Consider the following 18530-nt stretch of genomic DNA (forward strand, 5'->3'; position numbering starts at 1 on the left):
TAATTATATTTGATCGGTTGTGGCTCCTTGGCTTGATGAACTTACTAATCTTGAATACTTTCCAAGAATGCCTGTCTTATATCTAGGCTTTGGTTTCTCCCAATTCTCTCTCCTTCTAGCTAGTTCTCTCTCTTCGACATTCAATTGAATTAACAATTTATTAGCGTCAACGGTAATACTGTCTCCTTCCTCTACTAATCCAATTGTTCCCCCAACGGCTGCTTCTGGAGCAACGTGGCCAACCACTAATCCATATGATCCGCCACTAAATCGGCCGTCAGTAATTAGTGCAACTTTCTCTCCCAAGCCTTGACCCACAATTGCTGAAGTTGGAGAGAGCATTTCCCTCATTCCTGGTCCTCCTACAGGCCCTTCATATCTAACGACTACTACATCTCCAGCTTTAACTTTATTGTCTAGGATTGCACTTAAGCATTCTTCTTCACTCTCAAAAACCCTTGCGGGGCCTGTTAAGACAGGAGTCTTTACACCACTTATTTTCGCGACACTTCCTTCACTAGCTAAATTTCCTTTAAGAATAGCTAAATGTCCTTTTTTATAAATAGGGTTTGATATTGGTCTAATAACATCTTGATTCTCTTTGGGCTTTGAGGGGATATCAGAAAGAATTTCTTCAATTGTTTTACCTTCAATAGTTTTGCATTCTCCATGGAGCATTCCTGCCTCGAGAAGTAATTTCATTACTTGAGGTATCCCCCCAGCTTGATGTAGATCTACAGTTACATATTTACCGCTTGGCTTGAGGTCGCAAATTACAGGAACAATTTGTCTTATACGTTCAAAGTCATCGATTGTTAAATTAACTCCTGCAGTCTTCGCAATAGCAAGTAAGTGAAGGACAGAATTTGTTGAGCCACCAACAGCCATGATGACACTGATTGCATTCTCAAAGGCTTTTTTTGTGAGTAAATCTAACGGCCTTATGTTGTCCTTAACTGCATTGACAAGTACCTGAGCACTTTTAGCAGCGCTTTCTGCTTTTTCATCATCTACAGCTGCCATAGTAGAGCTGAATGGCAAACTAAAACCCATCGTTTCAATTGCCGCAGACATGGTGTTTGCAGTAAACATGCCACCACAACTACCTGGGCCTGGGATGGCATTCTTTTCAACTGCTATTAACCGTTCTTCATCTATTTTTCCACTTGTTAATTGACCGACGGCTTCAAAAGAACTAACTACGGTTAGGTCGCAACCGTCTAATTTCCCAGGCTTAATTGTTCCTCCATATACAAAAATTGAAGGTATGTTCATTCTTGCCATTGACAACATTGCGCCCGGCATATTTTTGTCGCATCCACCAATTGCTAATACACCATCCATGCTTTGAGCATTGCAAGCTGTCTCAATTGCATCTGCAATAACTTCTCTCGAAACCAATGAATATTTCATTCCTTCTGTTCCCATAGAGATGCCGTCACTAACAGTTATGGTCCCGAATGTTTGAGGCATTGCACCAGCATCTTTTAAAGCTGCTTCTGCTCTATTAGCCAGGTCCATTAATCCCATATTGCATGGGGTTATTGTGCTGTGACCATTAGCTATTCCAATGATTGGCTTGTTAAAGTCATTATCGTCAAACCCAACCGCTCTGAGCATTGCTCTGTTCGGTGACCGTTGAATACCCTGTGTTATCGCATTTGATCGAAGCATTTGATTTTTATATTATTGTTTAAAAATTAGAATTAATTAGAAGATCCCAGCTCTTCTAATTGTTTACGCACGTCTGCTATGGCCGAATTAAGCTGTTCTACACGTTGCTCAAGGTGCTCATTACTTTGATTCCCTAGAATATTTGATTCTAATTCAGTTGCCTCAGAGCCATCTTGAATTCTTGGTGCATAAAGCATTGCTTTTTGCTTTCTAGTTTCTTGCCTTTTTTCGGCTTCAGAAAGTAACCACCAAGCTAGGCCTGCAGCTCCTAGTACGGCACCACTAATTAATGATGCCAAACTTCCTGAATTTGAATCTCGGTATTGGCTCATAACTTTGAATAACTTCTTTAAATGCTAGTCCGATGAGGTGACTCTGGTTTTGATACGTAATGATGGGTCACCAATTCCAGGCGATAGTTCACTTTCCGATATTAATTCAGGATCTATACAAGCACAATAAATATTTAAATCTTGAATATTTTCGCCGATTTCTTTAAGACCTTGATTAGCGGCTAATACTGTAATCACTCTTATCCTTCTTGAATCAATTTTATTTTTTTTAATAAGATTTAAATCTTCTAAAAGTTGTTTACCGGTTGTTATTTGATCTATATAAAATATAATCCCTGCATTTTCTTCAATTTCTTTAGGTAGCCCGCCGATACATAAATTTGAATTCGGAATTAAATTCCTAGCACCTCTAAAGAGCTCAAGCCCTGCAGGCAAGTATGGAATTGCTAAAATAGGAATGTTGGGATCAATAATCGAGCATTCAGTGGATCCTGTTGAGGTAGTGATCTGTTCTTTTTTGCTTGGGATCCAATCTCTCAGAGCTTCATAAGTGAGCCAGGTGCCAAGTTGTTCCAGGCCTGTTGCATATAGGATTTCTGGGGTAGTAGGGTTCCTTAAAATAGTTAACCAATGTGATATGAGTGGGTGAGGAGGAACTATTACTCTTAAGCTCATTGACATGATTCATTCTTGGCCTTATTTGCCATAACGTGAATAATTAAATTACCTGTTAAAAGTCCTTTTAAGCTCCAATGAACAAAAAAACTTCTTTCACCTCTGATTTTAAAGCAATTGTTTTTGCTGTATTACTTATCTTTGTTTTTATATTCCCTGCTGAAAGTGTGTTCGCTAGAACGCCTGCTGAGATTCGCAATCAAGAAGAACTCAATATTTCTCAAGATATGTCTAGCCAGGACTTAAGTGGAAATGATTTCGTAAAACTAGATCTGAAAGGAATAAATTTTAGTGAATCCAACCTTACTGGAGCAGTTTTTAATAATAGTAAATTAAATGGAGCAGATTTGCATGGTGCGCAGCTTAATGACGCATTGGCGTATGCAACTGATTTTGAGGGTGCTGACTTAAGGGATGTCGACTTCAATGGTGCATTATTGATGGAAAGCACCTTCACAGATGCACTTATAGACGGAGCTGATTTTACTGATGCAGTAATTAGTCGAATACAGCAAAAAGAATTATGTTCTATGGCTTCCGGAGCAAATTCAAAGACTGGCGAGGATACCAGCTATAGTCTTGGTTGTTGATATTTAAAAAAATAAAAATGAGTGGTAGTCGTCTGCCAGTTACGGTAGTTACAGGATTCTTAGGCTCTGGCAAAACAACACTCTTGAGACATCTTTTAAGTGAAGGTAATCAACGTCTAGCAGTAGTTGTTAATGAATTCGGGACAGTAGGCTTAGATGGAGACCTTCTTAAAAACTGTGGTTTTTGCCCTGATGATGAAGTAGATGAAAGAATAGTTGAATTGAATAATGGCTGTTTATGTTGCACTGTTCAAGAGGACTTCCTTCCTGCAATGGAAGCTTTGCTCCTTAGATCAAATCAGCTTGATGGAATCATTATTGAAACCAGTGGTCTTGCATTGCCAAAGCCTTTATTGCAGGCTCTAAATTGGCCTGCAATAAGAAGTAAGGTTTTTATTAACGGAGTTGTAACATTGGTTGATGGATATGCAATCTCAAATGGTAGTCCTGTAGGTGATATAAAAAGTATTAATGAACAAATATTGAATGATAATAGTGTTGACCACTTAACTCCAATATATGAGCTTTTTAGGGACCAATTGATTTCTGCTGATCTCGTTCTGATTAGTAGGTCTGATTTGCTCTCTGCAAAAGATTTTTCTTCGGTTAGGAATGAGGTTAAAAAGCAGGGAAATCATTTTACTAATATCCTTCCAATATCTAATGGGGAAATTGAACCTTCATTGATTCTCGGCCTTAGCAGTGATCAATATGATATTTCCCGTCTTAATCAAAATGACCATGACCATGACCATGACCACGTTGATGTAATCAGTGAGCATTTAAGATTTGAATTCCCAATTGAGCATGATGTATTGAGAAAACTACTTGTAAAACTTGTTCCGGAATATCAAATCCTTCGATTAAAAGGGAGATGCTGGATAGAGGGTAAAGCTTTGCCTCTTCAGATCCAAATGGTTGGATCTAGATTTAATTCATGGTTTGAAAGCTCGAATGATGATTCTTGGAGACCTTCTAGGTCTGGGTTTGATTTGGTCTGTCTGAGTCTTAAAGGCGGAGTTGAAAAAGCTATTGAGGGCTCCTTTTAATCAATCGGTTCAAATTATTATATTTATATTAAAAATAGGTTGTTTTTTTGTGTATTTCCGCGATTCTTTGAGAGTTAAGAGATAATTCTCTTATATCAAATTTTAAGAGTTTCTAGTCCGATTTTTTGTTGTGAGTACTGCAGTTTCCACCACCAAGAATAATCATGTTCAGAGTCTTCCCAATACTTTGAAGATAAGTACCTGCAATAAATGTGGTGGTAATGGTTATATGAAATCTAGCCCAAATTGTTATCACACTTGTCTGACATGCTTAGGCAAGGGACTAATAAGTGAACAAAAAGAAAATATCAATTAGAAAATTTTTCAGATATTATCTACAATAAATTTCTAGCCTTTTCCCTTGGGTTAACCAAGAAGAAGGAAAATTCCATTAATTTTTAAAAGTGTCTCTATTTAAAGCAAGAGTTTTTGTTCATTTAAGACCTTCAGTTTTAGATCCTGCGGGAGAGGCTACTAGGTCAGCTACTAAGAGATTAGGAATTGATGGTGTTACGCAGCTAAGAATTGGTAAATCTATTGAACTTGAAATCGAAGCTGCAAATAAGGAAGATGCACGATCGAAGATTGAATTAATGAGTGATCGATTGCTTGCAAATCCCGTAATTGAGGATTGGACGTTGGAGTTTAAGGATGAACAGAAATTAGCTACTAATTAAAAAAATGAATATCGGAATAATTGTTTTTCCTGGCTCTAACTGCGACAGGGATGTCAGATGGGCTACTGAAGGTTGTCTTGGTATTTCTACAAGTTTTCTGTGGCATGAAACTACTGATTTGAACGGTTATGACGCAATTGTCATTCCAGGGGGGTTTAGTTATGGAGATTATTTACGTTGTGGAGCAATAGCAAGATTTGCACCTGTTTTAAATTCTTTAATACCTTTTGTTGACAAAGGAGGAAAAGTTCTTGGTATTTGTAATGGTTTTCAAATACTTACTGAACTTGGTCTCCTACAAGGAGCTTTGACAAGAAATAAAAATCTTCATTTTATTTGTGATAGAGCAAATCTATCTATTGAAAGTACAAAATCAACTTGGATGAAAAATTATAAAAAACATGATTCTATTTCACTGCCTATAGCTCATGGAGAAGGGAGATATCAATGTAGCTCAGACGTTTTGAAAAAATTGCAGGATGATGATTCGGTGGCTCTTAGATACGCGGAAAATCCAAATGGATCAATCTATGATATTGCTGGAATTACAAATAAAAAGGGAAATGTTTTGGGGATGATGCCACACCCTGAAAGAGCTTGTGATGAGGCTTTAGGGAATATTGATGGTAAATCAATTCTTGGTACGCTTCTTTCTTAAACTTATAAATCAAGACATTAAAAAAGCTGCTATCAAAACGAGTGATAGCAGCTTTTTATTAGCCTTTTGCTTAGTACTTGTATCCCGCTACAAATAGTTGTTCGTCAGAAGAAGGCTGAGAACCAGCAACATATAATCCTTTTGATGCCTCAGAGTTTGCTTGAGCTCTTGCTATGAGTGCTTTTTGTCCATCAGCAGTATTTGAGCCTTTCCATGCTTTTAGACATGAATGTTGTAAAGCACGACCATATGAGAATGAAACATTCCACTTAGCTTTTCTGTCGATTTTATTCATCAGATTTAAATAAACTGATGCAGCTTCCTCGCTCAAGCCACCTGAAAGGAAAGTAATCCCAGGGACACTCGCTGGGACACAGCGTTCCATTGTGCGGATTGTCATTTCAGCAACTTGCTGTGGATCAGCTTTTGTTGAGCTGTCAGCACCCTGTACTGTCATGGATGGCTTAAGAAGAGTTCCTTCTAGAAGTACACCGTTAACCTGGCAAGCCAAATAAACCTCTTTAATTACTTCTTCTTGAACTGCTGCTGTCTTTTCGATTGAATGTGAACCATCCATAAGGATTTCTGGTTCAATAATTGGGACCAATCCAGATTCTTGTACTGATCTAGCGTATCTTGCTAACCCCCAAGCATTTTCTCTTATAGAAAGTTTAGAAGGACAACCATCATCTGTAATTTGAAGCACTGCTCTCCACTTAGCAAATCTTGCACCTTGCTCGTAATAATCAGCAGCTCTTTCAACAAGGCCGTCTAAACCTGAACAAAAAGTTTCTACATCGTGTCCACCAGCTAATGGTCTTAGACCTTTATCAACCTTGATTCCTGGGATTATTCCAAGCTTCTCAAGTTTTCTAACCATTGGCTCACCATCTGGATGATTCTGGAAAAGAGTCTCTTCAAAAAGAATTGCACCACTTATGAAGTTTCCAAGACCTTCTGTGGTGAAAAGCATACCTCTATATGCTTTTCTGTTGTCCTCAGTGTTCTCAACACCTATTGAAGCAAGTCTTTTCCCTACTGTTTTGGTTGATTCGTCAACAGCAAGAATCCCTTTGCCTGGCTGGGCTATGGCACTTGCTGTTTTCTTTAGTTCTTCTGCGTAGTACGAGAGTGCCATTTATGCAACAAAAATTTCCTTAAGATTATTCCATATCAACGGCCCTTTTTGTGGCTTATTACATCTAAAAAATTGTTTTTTGTTTTTTTAGTGAATCTCTTTAATTGATTTCAAGCTTCATACCAATTGAGTTTGATTCTTTGACCTTGTCGCAAACTTTTTGGCTGGCTAATCCCTCAGCTAACCCTGGGATAACAGGTGTACCGTCTTTTATGCTTTGAGCCCACCAGCTTTGTATTCTTGCTACTGGAGCAATACGTCCATCAGTCCAAGTTTTTGAAAAGGAAAGATCTGAATCTGGTTGAATATTTTTAAGAACTTCTCCTTTGTTTGAGTACCACAAACCAAATCCATGGACATAATCGTTCTGGTTGTCGCTGCTAAGCACAAGAGTTCCATTACTCCCATATATCTCTAGACTAAAACCCCTGCTTTGTTTTGTAACTGCAGAGAGATTTACCTGGACTGGAATCAAATTGTTATTAATACTTTTGATTTGTAGTTGAGAAATACTTACATCTTCACTTGTCACTTTCCTAGTGGTTTTTGATTGTGTACAAACTCTCTCTTTGATTGAAGTTGAATTTATTGCGCTCAAAGAATGCGTTGGACCAATTAGCCAATGAATCATGTCAAAAGCATGGGTACCTAAAGCGCCCAAGACCCCTCCACCAGAATCTTTATCTGAATACCAATTCCAAGGCCTATCGGGGTTGGCTCTACTACTCATTAGCCAATCTAGTTTTACAAAATAAGGTTCATCTAATTTCTTATCGTTAATCATCCGCTTTGCTTGCATGAACAGAGGAACCGCTCGATATTCGTAATCGACAGCTATTTTTAGATTTCTTTGAAGCGCATTTCTTTGAAGCTCTTTTACCTCCTCAGAGTTTAAGCAAGTTGGCTTTTCTAGTAAAAGATGTTTTCCAGCTTTAATTGCCTCAAGTGCCAGCTGATATCTGGGTGCTGGTGGCGTAGCTATTATTATTCCATCTATTTCGGAATCATTGACTAGATCTTCCCAGGTCTCATAAGCACGAAGATTGTTCTTATTGCATGCTTCTTCAAGCCTTTCTGGCCGAGGATGCCACAACCCCACTAGCTCTATATTCTTGTTAGACAATGACGCAGGAATATGAACACTTTCACCGAAACCTAGTCCTGCAATAGCTATGCGGAGAGGATGATCTGAATTGATCATTCTTTTAAATGATTAATTAGTTTAAACATTTTCGCATCTATCTGAAATCAAATCATCAAGTAGTTTATCCCCATTGGGGTCTTCCCATTTTGGGGTAAATTTCTTTTTACCATTAACTGAAACATCTTTAAATTTATTAGTTAAACAATTGATGTTCATTATATAAATATTCTCTTCTATTTCCTTTGACGTAGAAGGATCGATTTTTAGGTATTTTGTGGTTAATTCTATTATTCCTTTTCCTTTTATATGAATATTGTCTCTATCTAAATATTGTACTCCTGCAGGCGTTTTACTCACTTCAACCCAATTAATATTGGCTCCGTATACTATATTTGTTTTATTGAATAAAATTATTAACATTAGCACTAATGTTTTCAAGAGAAAACCAATTTTATTTTTTATCTTTTGATGTGTTTTAACCATTAGTTTGTAACTTTGCTTTTTTTGTCTTATGTAGTCGAAGTATCTTTGCCAAAGTTTCTTTAAGTTCTGTTCTAGGTACGATGGTATCTACGAAACCATGATCTTGAAGATATTCTGCGGTTTGGAAATTATCAGGCAGTTTTTCTCTCAATGTTTGTTCAATTACTCTTCTCCCTGCAAATCCAATCAGTGCTTTTGGCTCAGCAAGGATTAAATCTCCAAGCATGGCAAAACTAGCGGTAACTCCCCCAGTGGTGGGATGGGTAAGTAAAGGCATATAAAGCAATTGAGCATCTCTATGTCTTTCTAGTGCTCCTGAAATCTTTGCCATTTGCATCAGGCTTAGCATCCCTTCTTGCATTCGAGCACCACCAGATGCACAAACAATTAGTAATGGTAATTTTTCTTTGGTTGAATGTTCGATGAGCCGTGTAATTTTCTCTCCCACAACAGATCCCATTGAACCACCCATGAACCTGAAATCCATTACGGCTAATGCCATGGGAATAGAATCTACCTCGCATGTACCTGTAAGTACACCATCTTTGAGTCCAGTACTTGCTTGACTTTCTCTCAGTCTGTCTGCGTAAGCTCTTCGATCTTTAAACCCAAGAGGATCAACGGGAGTTATATGATTATTGATTGATTTAAATGTGCTTGGATCAGTGATTAGTCTTATTCTCTCTTCGCTATCTATCCGATTGTGGTGATTGCAGTTGCTACAGACACTACAATTATCTATTAAATCTTTTCTATATACAACTTGTCCACATTCTGGACATTTTTCCCATAGTCCATCACTTTCTTCAGATTCCTGAGTTACTTTGCCAACAAATTGCCCTTTTCTTCTATCAGCAAACCAGTCGAATAATGACACAGCTATTTAGTGATTGAATTTAATTTAGTACCCTAAGTCCCATTAAAGGTATTAGAAAGTTTAAATCTTATCTATAATCCAAGAGCAAAATATCCCAATTGAGAGGAATGGTGCAAACGGATACTGCTGTAATGGCTTAAATCTTTTTGCAAGTTTTCCACTCAAACTATATATAGCTGAGAGTAGGAATGAAATGCATAATGATAAAAAACTCAATTCAATACCAAGCCATATTGTACTAAAAGAAGAGAGTTTTATATCACCCATCCCTAATGAATTTACTCCTAAAATTTTATAACTTATACAACTGATAAAATACATAATTAGAAAGATAATAATCATTGATAAAGAATTATTTATTAATAACCATTTAATATCTATCTCTTTATTTGTGATGCCAATGCATAACAAATAAAGAATACCTGAAATAGAGAATAATATTAATTTATTTTCACTTATTAGTAATGTATTTTTGTCTTCTATAGAAATAGAAGACAAGAAATATAATAGTATCAAAGTAAAGAATATACTAATCAAGATTATTTATTAGCTTAATTTATTTAGTTTAAATTGATTTGATTTGTTATCCTGCAGCTTTTTTCTCTTCTATCATTTTATGAATAATAGGTGTCAGAATAAGTTCCATCGCAAATCCCATTTTTCCTCCGTTAACAACAATACTTGTGGGACTTGACATGAAAGAATCGTGTATCATACCTAATAAGTATTGGAAGTCAATTCCCCATTTTTCTCTTGAACCTTTTCTAAAATGAATAATTACAAAACTTTCGTCAGGTGTTGGAATGTTTCTGCAAATAAATGGGTTTGACGTATCAATTGTCGGAACTCTTTGGAAGTTAATATCTGTACGACTAAATTGGGGACATATGTGATTAATGTAATCAGGCATTCTTCTCAGAATCGTATCAACGATCGTCTCGGCTGAGTAACCCCTTTCTGCATTATCTCGGTGAATTTTTTGTATCCACTCTAGATTTGTAATTGGTACTACACCAACAAGTAAATCAGCAAATGAAGCTACATCATAATCTTTTCCTACAACGCCACCATGGAGACCCTCATAAAATAATAGGTCTGTTCCTGTTGGAATGTCTTCCCAGGGAGTGAATTGGCCTGGATCTAATTTGGTTCCTAAACGGGTGTTATGCTCCTCTGCTTCTTCAGGGCTATGCAAATAATATCTTTTCTGGCCTCCACCAGTTTTGCCATATTGACTAAAGAGGTCTTCCAATTTATCGAATAAATTTGCCTCTGGTCCAAAGTGTGAAAAGTTTTCACCCCTTGAAAGTGCCTCAGACATTGCCTTCTTCATAGGCATTCTTTCGAAACGGTGATAACTATCCCCTTCAACAACTGCAGGAACAATCTTTTCGCGGGCAAAGATATGCTCAAAAGCTCTTTTAACTGTGCTTGTTCCGGCACCTGATGAACCAGTTACAGCTACTACTGGGTGAAGCTTTGACATCGACGCTTATGTATTGACTTTTTATTTTTACAGGTCGACTGACCATCAAAGGGAATCTATTCAAAGAGTTTTTAAATTTGTGAATTAATTATTTAATTTTTTTGCTAAAAGTTCCCCCATTTGGGAACAACTAACCTGTTTCGCTGTCTCATTGCCCATCAAGTCGGAAGTTCTATAACCTTCAGTCAGTAGCTCGTTAATTGCATTTTCTAAATAATTCCCTGCTTGTGTTTCATTAAAGGCAATTTTTAACATCATTGCAGCAGATAAAAGCATTGCTATTGGATTAGCTATGTCTTTACCTGCTATGTCAGGAGCTGAACCATGAACAGGTTCAAAGACACCTGGACCATTAGTGGTTAACGACGCAGAGGGAAGCATGCCAATTGATCCAGTAAGCATGGCTGCAATGTCGCTAAGAATGTCTCCAAATAAATTGCTTGTAAGCATCACATCAAATTGGCTTGGATTTCTAACAAGTTGCATCGCTGCATTATCCACATATTGATGAGTTAGCTCTACTTCTTTGTAATTTTTAGATACCAATATTGTTTCATCTCTCCATAACTGACTTACATCTAGAACATTAGCTTTATCGACTGAGCAAACTTTGTAATTTCTTTGTTTGGCTAATTTAAAAGCAATTTCTGCTATTCGATTGACCTCCTCTGAGGTGTAGGTCATCGTATTAAATGCCCTTGCTCCCTTTTCTGTTTTTATCCTTCCTTTTGGTTCACCAAAGTAAATCCCGCTGGTAAGTTCTCTAACTACTACTAGATCAACTTCTTTAACAAACTCCTCTTTTAAGCTGCTTGCTTTTGTTAAGGAGGGAATTATTTTCACTGGCCTTATATTTGCGAAAAGATCTAAAGAAGATCTGAGATTAAGTAAACCTGTCTCAGGTCTTTTCTCCCTTGGCAATTTGTCATACTTTGGGTCTCCTATAGCTGCTAATAAAACAGCATCAGAGTTTTTACATTCTTGAAGGGTTCTATCTGGAAAGGGAACACCCTCTGAACTTATTGCCGATCCACCAAAAGGCATTTCTTTGAATTTGAGCTCAAAACCAAATTTCCTTGAGACAAGGTCAAGGATTTTTTGAGTGACGTTAGTTATCTCTGGACCAATTCCATCGCCTGGCAATAATGTTATTTTGTAAGACTTCATTTTTTCATGTTAATTAAAGGAAAAACTTACCTGGAGTTTTTTCGATCTAATTTACGAATGGTTTTTGCTATCTCAGGTAGTTTTTTGAAATTAGCAGAGCACCTTAGCCATAGTTTATTGGGAATAGCTGGGAATCCACTAACAACTTTTCCAGTCTCAATATCAGATACGATTCCTGTTTTTGAGCTGGCTATAACTCTATCTCCGATTTTGACTTTATTACCTACTCCTACTTGTCCAGCAAGGATGACTGCGTCTCCAATCTGAGCTCCTCCAGCAATACCTACTTGGGCAGCCATAGCACATCCCTTACCTGTTGATACTCCGTGACCAATTTGAACTAGGTTATCAATTTTTGTATCTTCACCAATTATGGTTTCTCCTACTGAAGGTCTATCAATTGTTGATCCACTACCAACTTCTACTTTGTTTCTTAAAATAACTATTCCCACTTGAGGCATTTTTTTCCATCCATTTGATGTTGGCACGAATCCAAAACCTTCACCACCAATAACGGCATTAGCATTAATTACACATTCGTTTCCAATTTTAGATCCTGAATGAATAACACTATTTGCGTGAATTAAATTCTTAGCACCAATGCTTACGTTTTTATAGACAACAACGCCTGGATGAATAAAAGTTTCGTCCCCAATTTCTGAATTATCTCCAATGTAAGCATTGGCTCCGATTGAAACATCTACACCGATTTTTACATTCTCTCCGATGATTGCACTTTGATGTATGCCTTCACTTTTTATCTCAGAAGGATAAAGAAATTCTAAGGTTTCAGCAAAAGCAATCTTTGGCTCTTTAAGTATTATCCAATCAACTGAAATCTTCTTTGCTATTTCAACAATATAAGTATCGTTTGCTGGTAGTAATAGAGCAGAGGCTTTTGAAGTCTTGATGAGATTTCTAAGATTTATTGGACTATTGTTGTCTAGAAAACTGATTTCATTTTTCTCGGCTTTTTCTAAAGAAGATGCATTTAAAATAACTGGATTGTTTTGAATCTTAAAGTCAACCACACCGGATTGACCTTGCTTCAGATTTTCGACAATTTCCTTGAATTGCATGATTTAATTGGGGAGTGAAAGTTACTATTTTTATTTGAGTTATTCACTGGTCAGAACCAGAACATCTCTGTGAATAACAAGGGGAGATCCTGTTGCTTTGGATTTAGATTTGATTCCTATTTTTATAGCATCACTGCTCATTGAGCAAATCCCCTTAGCAATTTCTTCTCCTTTGGTGTTGATAACTTTTACAGGTTGATTAGAAATAAAATTCCCATTAACTTTTTTTACTCCAACTAGTAGTAGTGAAGCTCCTTTATTTTTGATGGCTTCACTTGCACCATCATCTAGATGAATTTCCCCTACTGGTTTGATCGCATGTGATAACCAACTTTTTCTATTTCCTATTGGATTGGGATGAGGGTGGAAAACAGTTCCTATTTTTTTTCCATTAAGTAATTCACCTAATGTTTTTGGATCTCTACCATCTGCTAATTGAACTTTTATCCCGCTTTCAGTGGCTATCTTTGCCGCAATTAGTTTGGTTTTTATTCCTCCGGTTCCCCAAGATGTTTGTACATTTGCTAGCTCTAATTTATTTAATTCAATTGAATTATTAATATCTTTAATAGGCTTGGCTTTGCTATTTGTTTTTGGATCAGAGGAGTAAAGATGATCGATATCAGTTAACAATATTAGTTGATCGGCAGATATCGCTGTTGCCACTAATGCAGATAAAGTGTCATTATCTCCATATTTTAATTCTTCATCTGAGGTAATATCATTTTCATTTACTATTGGTATAACATTCCATTCAATCAATTTTTTTAGTGTATGCGAGGCAGACTTATAACTATCTCTTGAACCCAATTCTGACCTGGTTAATAGTATTTGTGCAACTTTATATCCAAACCTACTCATGGCCTTTTCATACAAAGCCATTAAATGAAGTTGTCCTATTGCTGCAGAAGCCTGGAGAGAAATAATTTCTTTAGGTCTTAACTTGAAGTTCATTTTATGACATCCGAGACCTACAGCACCACTTGAGACCAATATAATTTTATCCCCATTTTCTTGTGCTTTTGATATGTATAAACAATAATCATTAATGATGTCAAAAGTTGTATATTTATCGCCTCCTCTCAAAAGGCTTGTGCCAATCTTTATTACCCAAGTTGTCATATCAAATCTCCACTTATAATTTTAGCCAAAAATCTTTCTATTGATTGAAATTTATTTCTCTCAATTTTTTTTCCATAATAATCTACTGAATCTACTAATATTGTATACATTCCTAATCTGTTGCCTACCAAAATATCTGTAAAAACTCTATCTCCAATAATTGCTATTTCATTTGTTGAATAAGGAATGGTATCTAAAATCTTTTTTAATCTTTTTTTACTTGGTTTTCCTCCTGAATGTGTGAATTCTAAATCTAATTGATCAGCAATTTGTTTGATTCTACTTCTAGATGGGTTATTGCTGAATAAATACGTATAAAACAATTTCTTAGAGTTGATCACCCAATTTTTTATATCATTTGAAATTACTGGTGTTTTCCCAGAAGTTAATGTTCCATCTACATCAAGTATTAATGCTTTTACATTTTTCGATAACAATACATTCATCGAAATCTTTGAAATTTTGTCGTTTACTTTCCAATGGGGTTTAAGTAATTTTTGTATTTTTATTCTGATAATCCCCTCTCCTCAAGTTCAGCTTCAATTCCAGATTGTATCTTGTCAAACTCTTCGCCTTCAACAAGCTTTATTTCACCCTCTTCTAGTTTCCCAACTATGAAGAAAGGATCAAGCGGTATATATAGACCATATTCATTGTTGTCCACTCTAAAATTTACAAGAAGTTCATAGGTTTCTGACTCATCATCAATGTCCTCTTCTTCAATTTCTTCTGGTTCTGGCTCATCTAGTTCGCCTGAGACTGTAAGGGTGATAGCTGAGCGAACAAGTCTAAGATCATGTTCTTGAAGGACAACATCAGCCACCTCGAGTATTGGTTCATTCTTTTCAATTGTCTCGATTAGCTTTGGATCTTGATCATCAATTAATTGAAAGAGAGATACCGGAGTGTCTACAGGTGTTAACAGTGCATATTCATTACCTTCTAGAGGAACTACTTGTTCAAGAAAACATAAGAGATCCGAACCTTGAGAATCTTTAACTAAAAGTGTAGGTACTTCGTCGTTTTTATTTGTGGTTGACATAGGTGAGTTTTTATTAGTCAGTATTTAGTTTTATTTGATAGTGTTTTTTACATCATATTCAAAATTTAATTTGAGTCATCTAGATCAGGTCCCTCAATAAGCCATTGTTGTAAAAGTATAGCGGCAGCAGCACTGTCTATTCTCCCTGTCTTGTCTGATTTTATAGAGAATTTCTCTTTAGCCTCGACGGTTGAGCAATGTTCATTTATAAAAGCTACGGGAAGTTTTAGGCATTTCGCTAATTTAATCCCATATTTTTTACATCGAAAAGACTGATTAGTCTCTTTGCCGTGCATATCAAGAGGATTCCCAATAATGAGACCTTCAACTTTTCGGCTGGAGCATATCTTTGAGAATTCTGTAAGATCCTCTTCAAAGCTTCTTCTGAAAATTGCAGGGAGATGAGTTATTGATATCCCAAGTGAATCACAACCCGCAACACCTATTCTTTTATTTCCAATATCAAGACTTAAAACCGAACAAGGGTTTGGCTGAATCATTTGTTTTTTCCAATTTGAATGGTTGAGGGTAGTTCAGGTTGTTGTTGTAAATTTCCAACAAGACTATTTATTAGCTCAGTTTCTAGAGACTTTAATTTGTATCCATTTTGTCTCTTCCATACACTTCTTCCAAGAAGGACCCGCTCTTCTGTTATTTCCCAACTGCTTCTACTTAATATTTCAATTAACTTTTTATCTTCACTTGTTGTTTCTATATAACATTTATTTTTGCCAATTTTTATATTATTAATTCTTTGTGGAATTGATTGATTGAGTCTTTCATCCCATGCTAACCCTCTAATCAATTCTAGTGTATATTCATATTTAGGGCAAATAGATGGTATTAATCCCGCGATAACATTATTTTCTTTAGACTTAATAACACATGTTAAATTATTCCTTTTTTCGTAAATATCTTGCCATTGCCTATCAAATATTGAACGAAAGTTGATTGACTCTCTGGCTTGTTCAAGTCTCCATATTTGTTGACTATTCTCTTCTGTTAGTTTTTCCCAGATAAAATTATCTATGGTTTCGTTCTTTTGGTATTTTATACTTTCTTTTTTCTTCCAATAATTTATTATTCTTAACGGCTGAAATCCCGATTGTCTTATTACTGATAAATTCTGATTGTCATTTGAATTTATAGAAATCAAAAAACTTTGTGTATTAATATTGCATTCATAGAGAACTTTTCGTAGTAGATTCTGCAATAAATTATAACGGCTATATGATATTGATTCTCCGATAAAGTATGGTTCTGAAATAGACCAACATGTACCTCTTCTGTTGATTGGAGTTGCTAAAATATATGCAATTATATTGTTTCTTTCAACTGCAACAATGCATTTTGAGTTTCTAGTTGGTATTAAATTTGTGAGATTTGATTCTAATAAAGAAAACCATTTTTTGCACAATAGTATTTGAAATACACCGAGGTACTTAGAATTGTTTTCTTTCTTAAGCATTGATAAATGCTTGAGCTGAAGTGGCTCGATTAATAAATCTGAAGGTAAAGCTTCATCTTTTTGCATTTAATTATTTTATTATATTTTTAATTATCATGTGACTTCGAAATTATTTTATCTGTTCTGATCATTACTATTGGAGTTTGTTGGTTAGCATTGCCAGCTGGATTGGATGTTAGTGCTTTTTTGATTATTTTAGTATTTTCAATATTATTTGTTGATAAGACTTTAACTCTTCCTAGATCATTTACATCTACAACAGCCACATCAATGCATAATTCTTTTGAGGCTTCGATACAAAAGGTCTTTGTATCTTTAGGTCCTAAAACTATACTTTTATCATAGGGTGGTGTAGTACCAGTAATGTCATCAATCAATCTTGCTTGCTCACCTGCTAAACGATAAAACATACCTTTAACGCCAAAAAGTTTTAATATTCCTGCTATTAACCACGAAATTATTATCCGAGTTGGACTAGAAATATTTATTAGGGTTTGCATTCCGCATGCACTTGCTAAGCTGCTTGTTGGATGAAATCCTTTGCAAAGTAACCTTGAAAGCAGACTTGCATTTACGTTTCTATAGTCTATATATTTCCCTTGCATAATCGCTAAGGGTGATTCTCCAATTGTAAGAATATCTGTGGCTAGGTAATTTTTAGGTATATAGGATTTTAATATGCTTATAGGATCATCTAAAGTACCAAGGATATGAGTTTTAATTGGATCAACTAAATTACTATTAGAGGAAATTTCTTTATGTGACTCTATATAATTAGGTAAGACGAAACCATCATATTTTTTAAAAAAACCGAATGGTCCATAATTACCCCATTCAATATCAATCCATAAACATTTGAGATTCTCTATTGCCGAATTCTCAATCTCAAATTCAACTTCAATTCTGATAAATGTTGATTTTTGACTTTTTATTATATATGCAGACCAGTAGTCATTTTTTTTCTCGTCTTCTTCATCAGGGTGAAGAGGTGTGATATTTGTATTAATCTTTAGTATTTCGGTTTTTGATATACCTATTAATTGAGGATTTACTTTTAAAGAAGGAATCATAACCTCCATTCTTTTATGCAAATTCTTAATCTCAACCCAGGCAATATATTTCTGAGTAGAAGCTTGTATGATTCTTTTGAATTCTTTGGGCTTAAGAACTAAGGGCGAATTTTGTCTGAAATAATGATTTATTTCGATCAAAAGAAAAGTTATTATTATGAGAAAAAGATAGTTTGATAACATTTTTTAAAAAAGATATTTGATAATTTAAATATTATATTTAGTTACCCTATTTCATTTTAGCTGCCTCTAGGACTGGTGTAACCATCTTTAGAAGGCTCGCTATTATATTCGTTAAAGCTTTTGACTGTTAGATCAAAATCAGGTTTCTTTAGACCTGTCCCTCTGGTTATTGCATCGTTAATGTCTTCGAACGAAACTTGCCCTTCTTCGTCTAGGAGAACATTACCTTTTCCGTCAATAATCACAGTTTGAGGTATCTTTCCATGCCAGTAATAACCAGGATCCTTGAAAGTTTTTTGATCATCATTGTCTAATTCGTCAATTGATAGAGGAATTAAATCAACAGATGAACTCCACAATAATTTAATACCTGAGACTACTGGTGCATATTGTTTACTAACAGCACTATCGTCTAGATAGAAAACTAAAACACTTGTTCTTTCGTTCTTTAATGATTCTGATAATGTGCTTGATGGTGGAACTAATGATCCGTTACCAGCATAAATTGGATATATATTTCCATCATAACTATCAGTATCCCTCGCAGAATATACTGGATTTACAAATAGAAAAAAAAGTATTAGCAGTGAGTAGAATATTCTTAACAATGTCAATGTAAAGTAATATGTTATTTAAATTCTAAAGTCTTAAAGCT

General features: G+C 35.6%; 22 protein-coding genes. 4 read left to right on the forward strand and 18 right to left on the reverse strand.

Translation table 11 applies throughout. The features are described from left to right. Positions 1-3: 3 nt before the first annotated feature. From ilvD to AC6EIW_RS00960, 3 genes are read right to left on the reverse strand one after another with little or no spacing between them, the layout of a single operon-like run. On the reverse strand, positions 4-1674 hold the full coding sequence (gene ilvD, locus AC6EIW_RS00950; protein ID WP_498520774.1) for a dihydroxy-acid dehydratase: 1671 nt from the start codon (positions 1672-1674) through the stop codon (positions 4-6). A gap of 32 nt (positions 1675-1706) precedes the next feature. Then, positions 1707-2006: a hypothetical protein gene (locus AC6EIW_RS00955; RefSeq protein ID WP_498520775.1), complete on the reverse strand. Its 300-nt coding sequence runs from the start codon at positions 2004-2006 to the stop codon at positions 1707-1709. 24 nt (positions 2007-2030) lie between these two features. Then, complete coding sequence (locus tag AC6EIW_RS00960; RefSeq protein WP_498520776.1) at positions 2031-2648, reverse strand: uracil phosphoribosyltransferase; 618 nt, start codon at positions 2646-2648, stop codon at positions 2031-2033. 71 nt (positions 2649-2719) lie between these two features. Here AC6EIW_RS00960 and AC6EIW_RS00965 point away from each other — a divergent pair, with 71 nt between their 5' ends. The 4 genes from AC6EIW_RS00965 (at position 2720) to purQ (ending at position 5616) form a co-directional block, all read left to right on the forward strand. After that, positions 2720-3232 carry a pentapeptide repeat-containing protein gene (locus AC6EIW_RS00965; protein ID WP_498520777.1) on the forward strand — a complete coding sequence of 171 codons (513 nt, stop codon included), beginning with the start codon at positions 2720-2722 and terminating at the stop codon, positions 3230-3232. A 17-nt stretch (positions 3233-3249) separates the two neighbouring features. Then, on the forward strand, positions 3250-4281 hold the full coding sequence (locus AC6EIW_RS00970) for a GTP-binding protein (RefSeq protein WP_498520778.1): 1032 nt from the start codon (positions 3250-3252) through the stop codon (positions 4279-4281). 404 nt (positions 4282-4685) lie between these two features. After that, complete coding sequence (gene purS, locus AC6EIW_RS00975) at positions 4686-4958, forward strand: phosphoribosylformylglycinamidine synthase subunit PurS (RefSeq protein ID WP_498462575.1); 273 nt, start codon at positions 4686-4688, stop codon at positions 4956-4958. Between the two features lie 4 nt (positions 4959-4962). After that, positions 4963-5616, forward strand: coding sequence for a phosphoribosylformylglycinamidine synthase subunit PurQ (gene purQ / locus AC6EIW_RS00980; protein WP_498520779.1), 654 nt, complete (start codon positions 4963-4965; stop codon positions 5614-5616). A gap of 70 nt (positions 5617-5686) precedes the next feature. Here the strand turns inward: purQ and AC6EIW_RS00985 are convergent, their stop codons facing one another. The 15 genes from AC6EIW_RS00985 to AC6EIW_RS01055 form a co-directional block, all read right to left on the reverse strand. Next, positions 5687-6754: a class I fructose-bisphosphate aldolase gene (locus AC6EIW_RS00985; RefSeq protein WP_498520780.1), complete on the reverse strand. Its 1068-nt coding sequence runs from the start codon at positions 6752-6754 to the stop codon at positions 5687-5689. 100 nt (positions 6755-6854) lie between these two features. Next, positions 6855-7955: a Gfo/Idh/MocA family protein gene (locus AC6EIW_RS00990; protein WP_498520781.1), complete on the reverse strand. Its 1101-nt coding sequence runs from the start codon at positions 7953-7955 to the stop codon at positions 6855-6857. Between the two features lie 21 nt (positions 7956-7976). Further along, entirely contained in the window at positions 7977-8381 is a 405-nt protein-coding gene (locus AC6EIW_RS00995) for a hypothetical protein (RefSeq protein ID WP_498520782.1), read from the reverse strand. After that, positions 8374-9258, reverse strand: a complete 885-nt coding sequence (accD, locus tag AC6EIW_RS01000) for an acetyl-CoA carboxylase, carboxyltransferase subunit beta (protein ID WP_498520783.1) — start codon at positions 9256-9258, stop codon at positions 8374-8376. The genes AC6EIW_RS00995 and accD overlap by 8 nt, the downstream gene beginning before the upstream one ends. Positions 9259-9318: 60 nt before the next feature. Continuing rightward, the gene (locus AC6EIW_RS01005) at positions 9319-9756 is read right to left on the reverse strand and encodes a prepilin peptidase (RefSeq protein WP_498520784.1); all 438 of its coding nucleotides are present in this window, start codon (positions 9754-9756) and stop codon (positions 9319-9321) included. Positions 9757-9841: 85 nt separating this feature from the next. Continuing rightward, on the reverse strand, positions 9842-10744 hold the full coding sequence (locus AC6EIW_RS01010) for a phosphoribulokinase (RefSeq protein WP_269612712.1): 903 nt from the start codon (positions 10742-10744) through the stop codon (positions 9842-9844). A gap of 84 nt (positions 10745-10828) precedes the next feature. After that, entirely contained in the window at positions 10829-11911 is a 1083-nt protein-coding gene (leuB, locus tag AC6EIW_RS01015; RefSeq protein ID WP_498520785.1) for a 3-isopropylmalate dehydrogenase, read from the reverse strand. 26 nt (positions 11912-11937) lie between these two features. Beyond that, entirely contained in the window at positions 11938-12990 is a 1053-nt protein-coding gene (gene lpxD, locus AC6EIW_RS01020; RefSeq protein WP_498520786.1) for a UDP-3-O-(3-hydroxymyristoyl)glucosamine N-acyltransferase, read from the reverse strand. 39 nt (positions 12991-13029) lie between these two features. Further along, positions 13030-14112: a glutamate 5-kinase gene (gene proB, locus AC6EIW_RS01025; RefSeq protein ID WP_498520787.1), complete on the reverse strand. Its 1083-nt coding sequence runs from the start codon at positions 14110-14112 to the stop codon at positions 13030-13032. After that, on the reverse strand, positions 14109-14558 hold the full coding sequence (locus AC6EIW_RS01030) for a YqeG family HAD IIIA-type phosphatase (protein ID WP_498520788.1): 450 nt from the start codon (positions 14556-14558) through the stop codon (positions 14109-14111). The genes proB and AC6EIW_RS01030 overlap by 4 nt, the downstream gene beginning before the upstream one ends. Positions 14559-14617: 59 nt before the next feature. Continuing rightward, complete coding sequence (locus AC6EIW_RS01035; RefSeq protein WP_498462584.1) at positions 14618-15154, reverse strand: DUF3727 domain-containing protein; 537 nt, start codon at positions 15152-15154, stop codon at positions 14618-14620. Positions 15155-15219: 65 nt separating this feature from the next. Beyond that, positions 15220-15654, reverse strand: coding sequence for a Holliday junction resolvase RuvX (gene ruvX / locus AC6EIW_RS01040; protein WP_498520789.1), 435 nt, complete (start codon positions 15652-15654; stop codon positions 15220-15222). Beyond that, positions 15651-16688, reverse strand: coding sequence for a hypothetical protein (locus AC6EIW_RS01045; RefSeq protein ID WP_498520790.1), 1038 nt, complete (start codon positions 16686-16688; stop codon positions 15651-15653). Before AC6EIW_RS01045 ends, ruvX begins: the two co-directional genes overlap by 4 nt. A gap of 20 nt (positions 16689-16708) precedes the next feature. After that, positions 16709-17875, reverse strand: coding sequence for a hypothetical protein (locus AC6EIW_RS01050; protein WP_498520791.1), 1167 nt, complete (start codon positions 17873-17875; stop codon positions 16709-16711). A 56-nt stretch (positions 17876-17931) separates the two neighbouring features. Next, the gene (locus AC6EIW_RS01055) at positions 17932-18489 is read right to left on the reverse strand and encodes a thylakoid membrane photosystem I accumulation factor (RefSeq protein WP_498520792.1); all 558 of its coding nucleotides are present in this window, start codon (positions 18487-18489) and stop codon (positions 17932-17934) included. Positions 18490-18530: the final 41 nt, after the last annotated feature.

This window comes from Prochlorococcus sp. MIT2308 (assembly GCF_059772345.1).

Bases quoted from the DNA above. Each gene is read 5' to 3' on its own strand.
- ilvD (WP_498520774.1), bottom strand. From the start codon at position 1,674: ATGCTTCGATCAAATGCGATAACACAGGGTATTCAACGGTCACCGAAC.
- AC6EIW_RS00955 (WP_498520775.1), bottom strand. From the start codon at position 2,006: ATGAGCCAATACCGAGATTCAAATTCAGGAAGTTTGGCATCATTAATT.
- AC6EIW_RS00960 (WP_498520776.1), bottom strand. From the start codon at position 2,648: ATGTCAATGAGCTTAAGAGTAATAGTTCCTCCTCACCCACTCATATCA.
- AC6EIW_RS00965 (WP_498520777.1), top strand. From the start codon at position 2,720: ATGAACAAAAAAACTTCTTTCACCTCTGATTTTAAAGCAATTGTTTTT.
- AC6EIW_RS00970 (WP_498520778.1), top strand. From the start codon at position 3,250: ATGAGTGGTAGTCGTCTGCCAGTTACGGTAGTTACAGGATTCTTAGGC.
- purQ (WP_498520779.1), top strand. From the start codon at position 4,963: ATGAATATCGGAATAATTGTTTTTCCTGGCTCTAACTGCGACAGGGAT.
- AC6EIW_RS00985 (WP_498520780.1), bottom strand. From the start codon at position 6,754: ATGGCACTCTCGTACTACGCAGAAGAACTAAAGAAAACAGCAAGTGCC.
- AC6EIW_RS00990 (WP_498520781.1), bottom strand. From the start codon at position 7,955: ATGATCAATTCAGATCATCCTCTCCGCATAGCTATTGCAGGACTAGGT.
- AC6EIW_RS00995 (WP_498520782.1), bottom strand. From the start codon at position 8,381: ATGGTTAAAACACATCAAAAGATAAAAAATAAAATTGGTTTTCTCTTG.
- AC6EIW_RS01010 (WP_269612712.1), bottom strand. From the start codon at position 10,744: ATGTCAAAGCTTCACCCAGTAGTAGCTGTAACTGGTTCATCAGGTGCC.
- leuB (WP_498520785.1), bottom strand. From the start codon at position 11,911: ATGAAGTCTTACAAAATAACATTATTGCCAGGCGATGGAATTGGTCCA.
- lpxD (WP_498520786.1), bottom strand. From the start codon at position 12,990: ATGCAATTCAAGGAAATTGTCGAAAATCTGAAGCAAGGTCAATCCGGT.
- proB (WP_498520787.1), bottom strand. From the start codon at position 14,112: ATGACAACTTGGGTAATAAAGATTGGCACAAGCCTTTTGAGAGGAGGC.
- AC6EIW_RS01030 (WP_498520788.1), bottom strand. From the start codon at position 14,558: ATGAATGTATTGTTATCGAAAAATGTAAAAGCATTAATACTTGATGTA.
- AC6EIW_RS01035 (WP_498462584.1), bottom strand. From the start codon at position 15,154: ATGTCAACCACAAATAAAAACGACGAAGTACCTACACTTTTAGTTAAA.
- ruvX (WP_498520789.1), bottom strand. From the start codon at position 15,654: ATGATTCAGCCAAACCCTTGTTCGGTTTTAAGTCTTGATATTGGAAAT.
- AC6EIW_RS01045 (WP_498520790.1), bottom strand. From the start codon at position 16,688: ATGCAAAAAGATGAAGCTTTACCTTCAGATTTATTAATCGAGCCACTT.
- AC6EIW_RS01050 (WP_498520791.1), bottom strand. From the start codon at position 17,875: ATGTTATCAAACTATCTTTTTCTCATAATAATAACTTTTCTTTTGATC.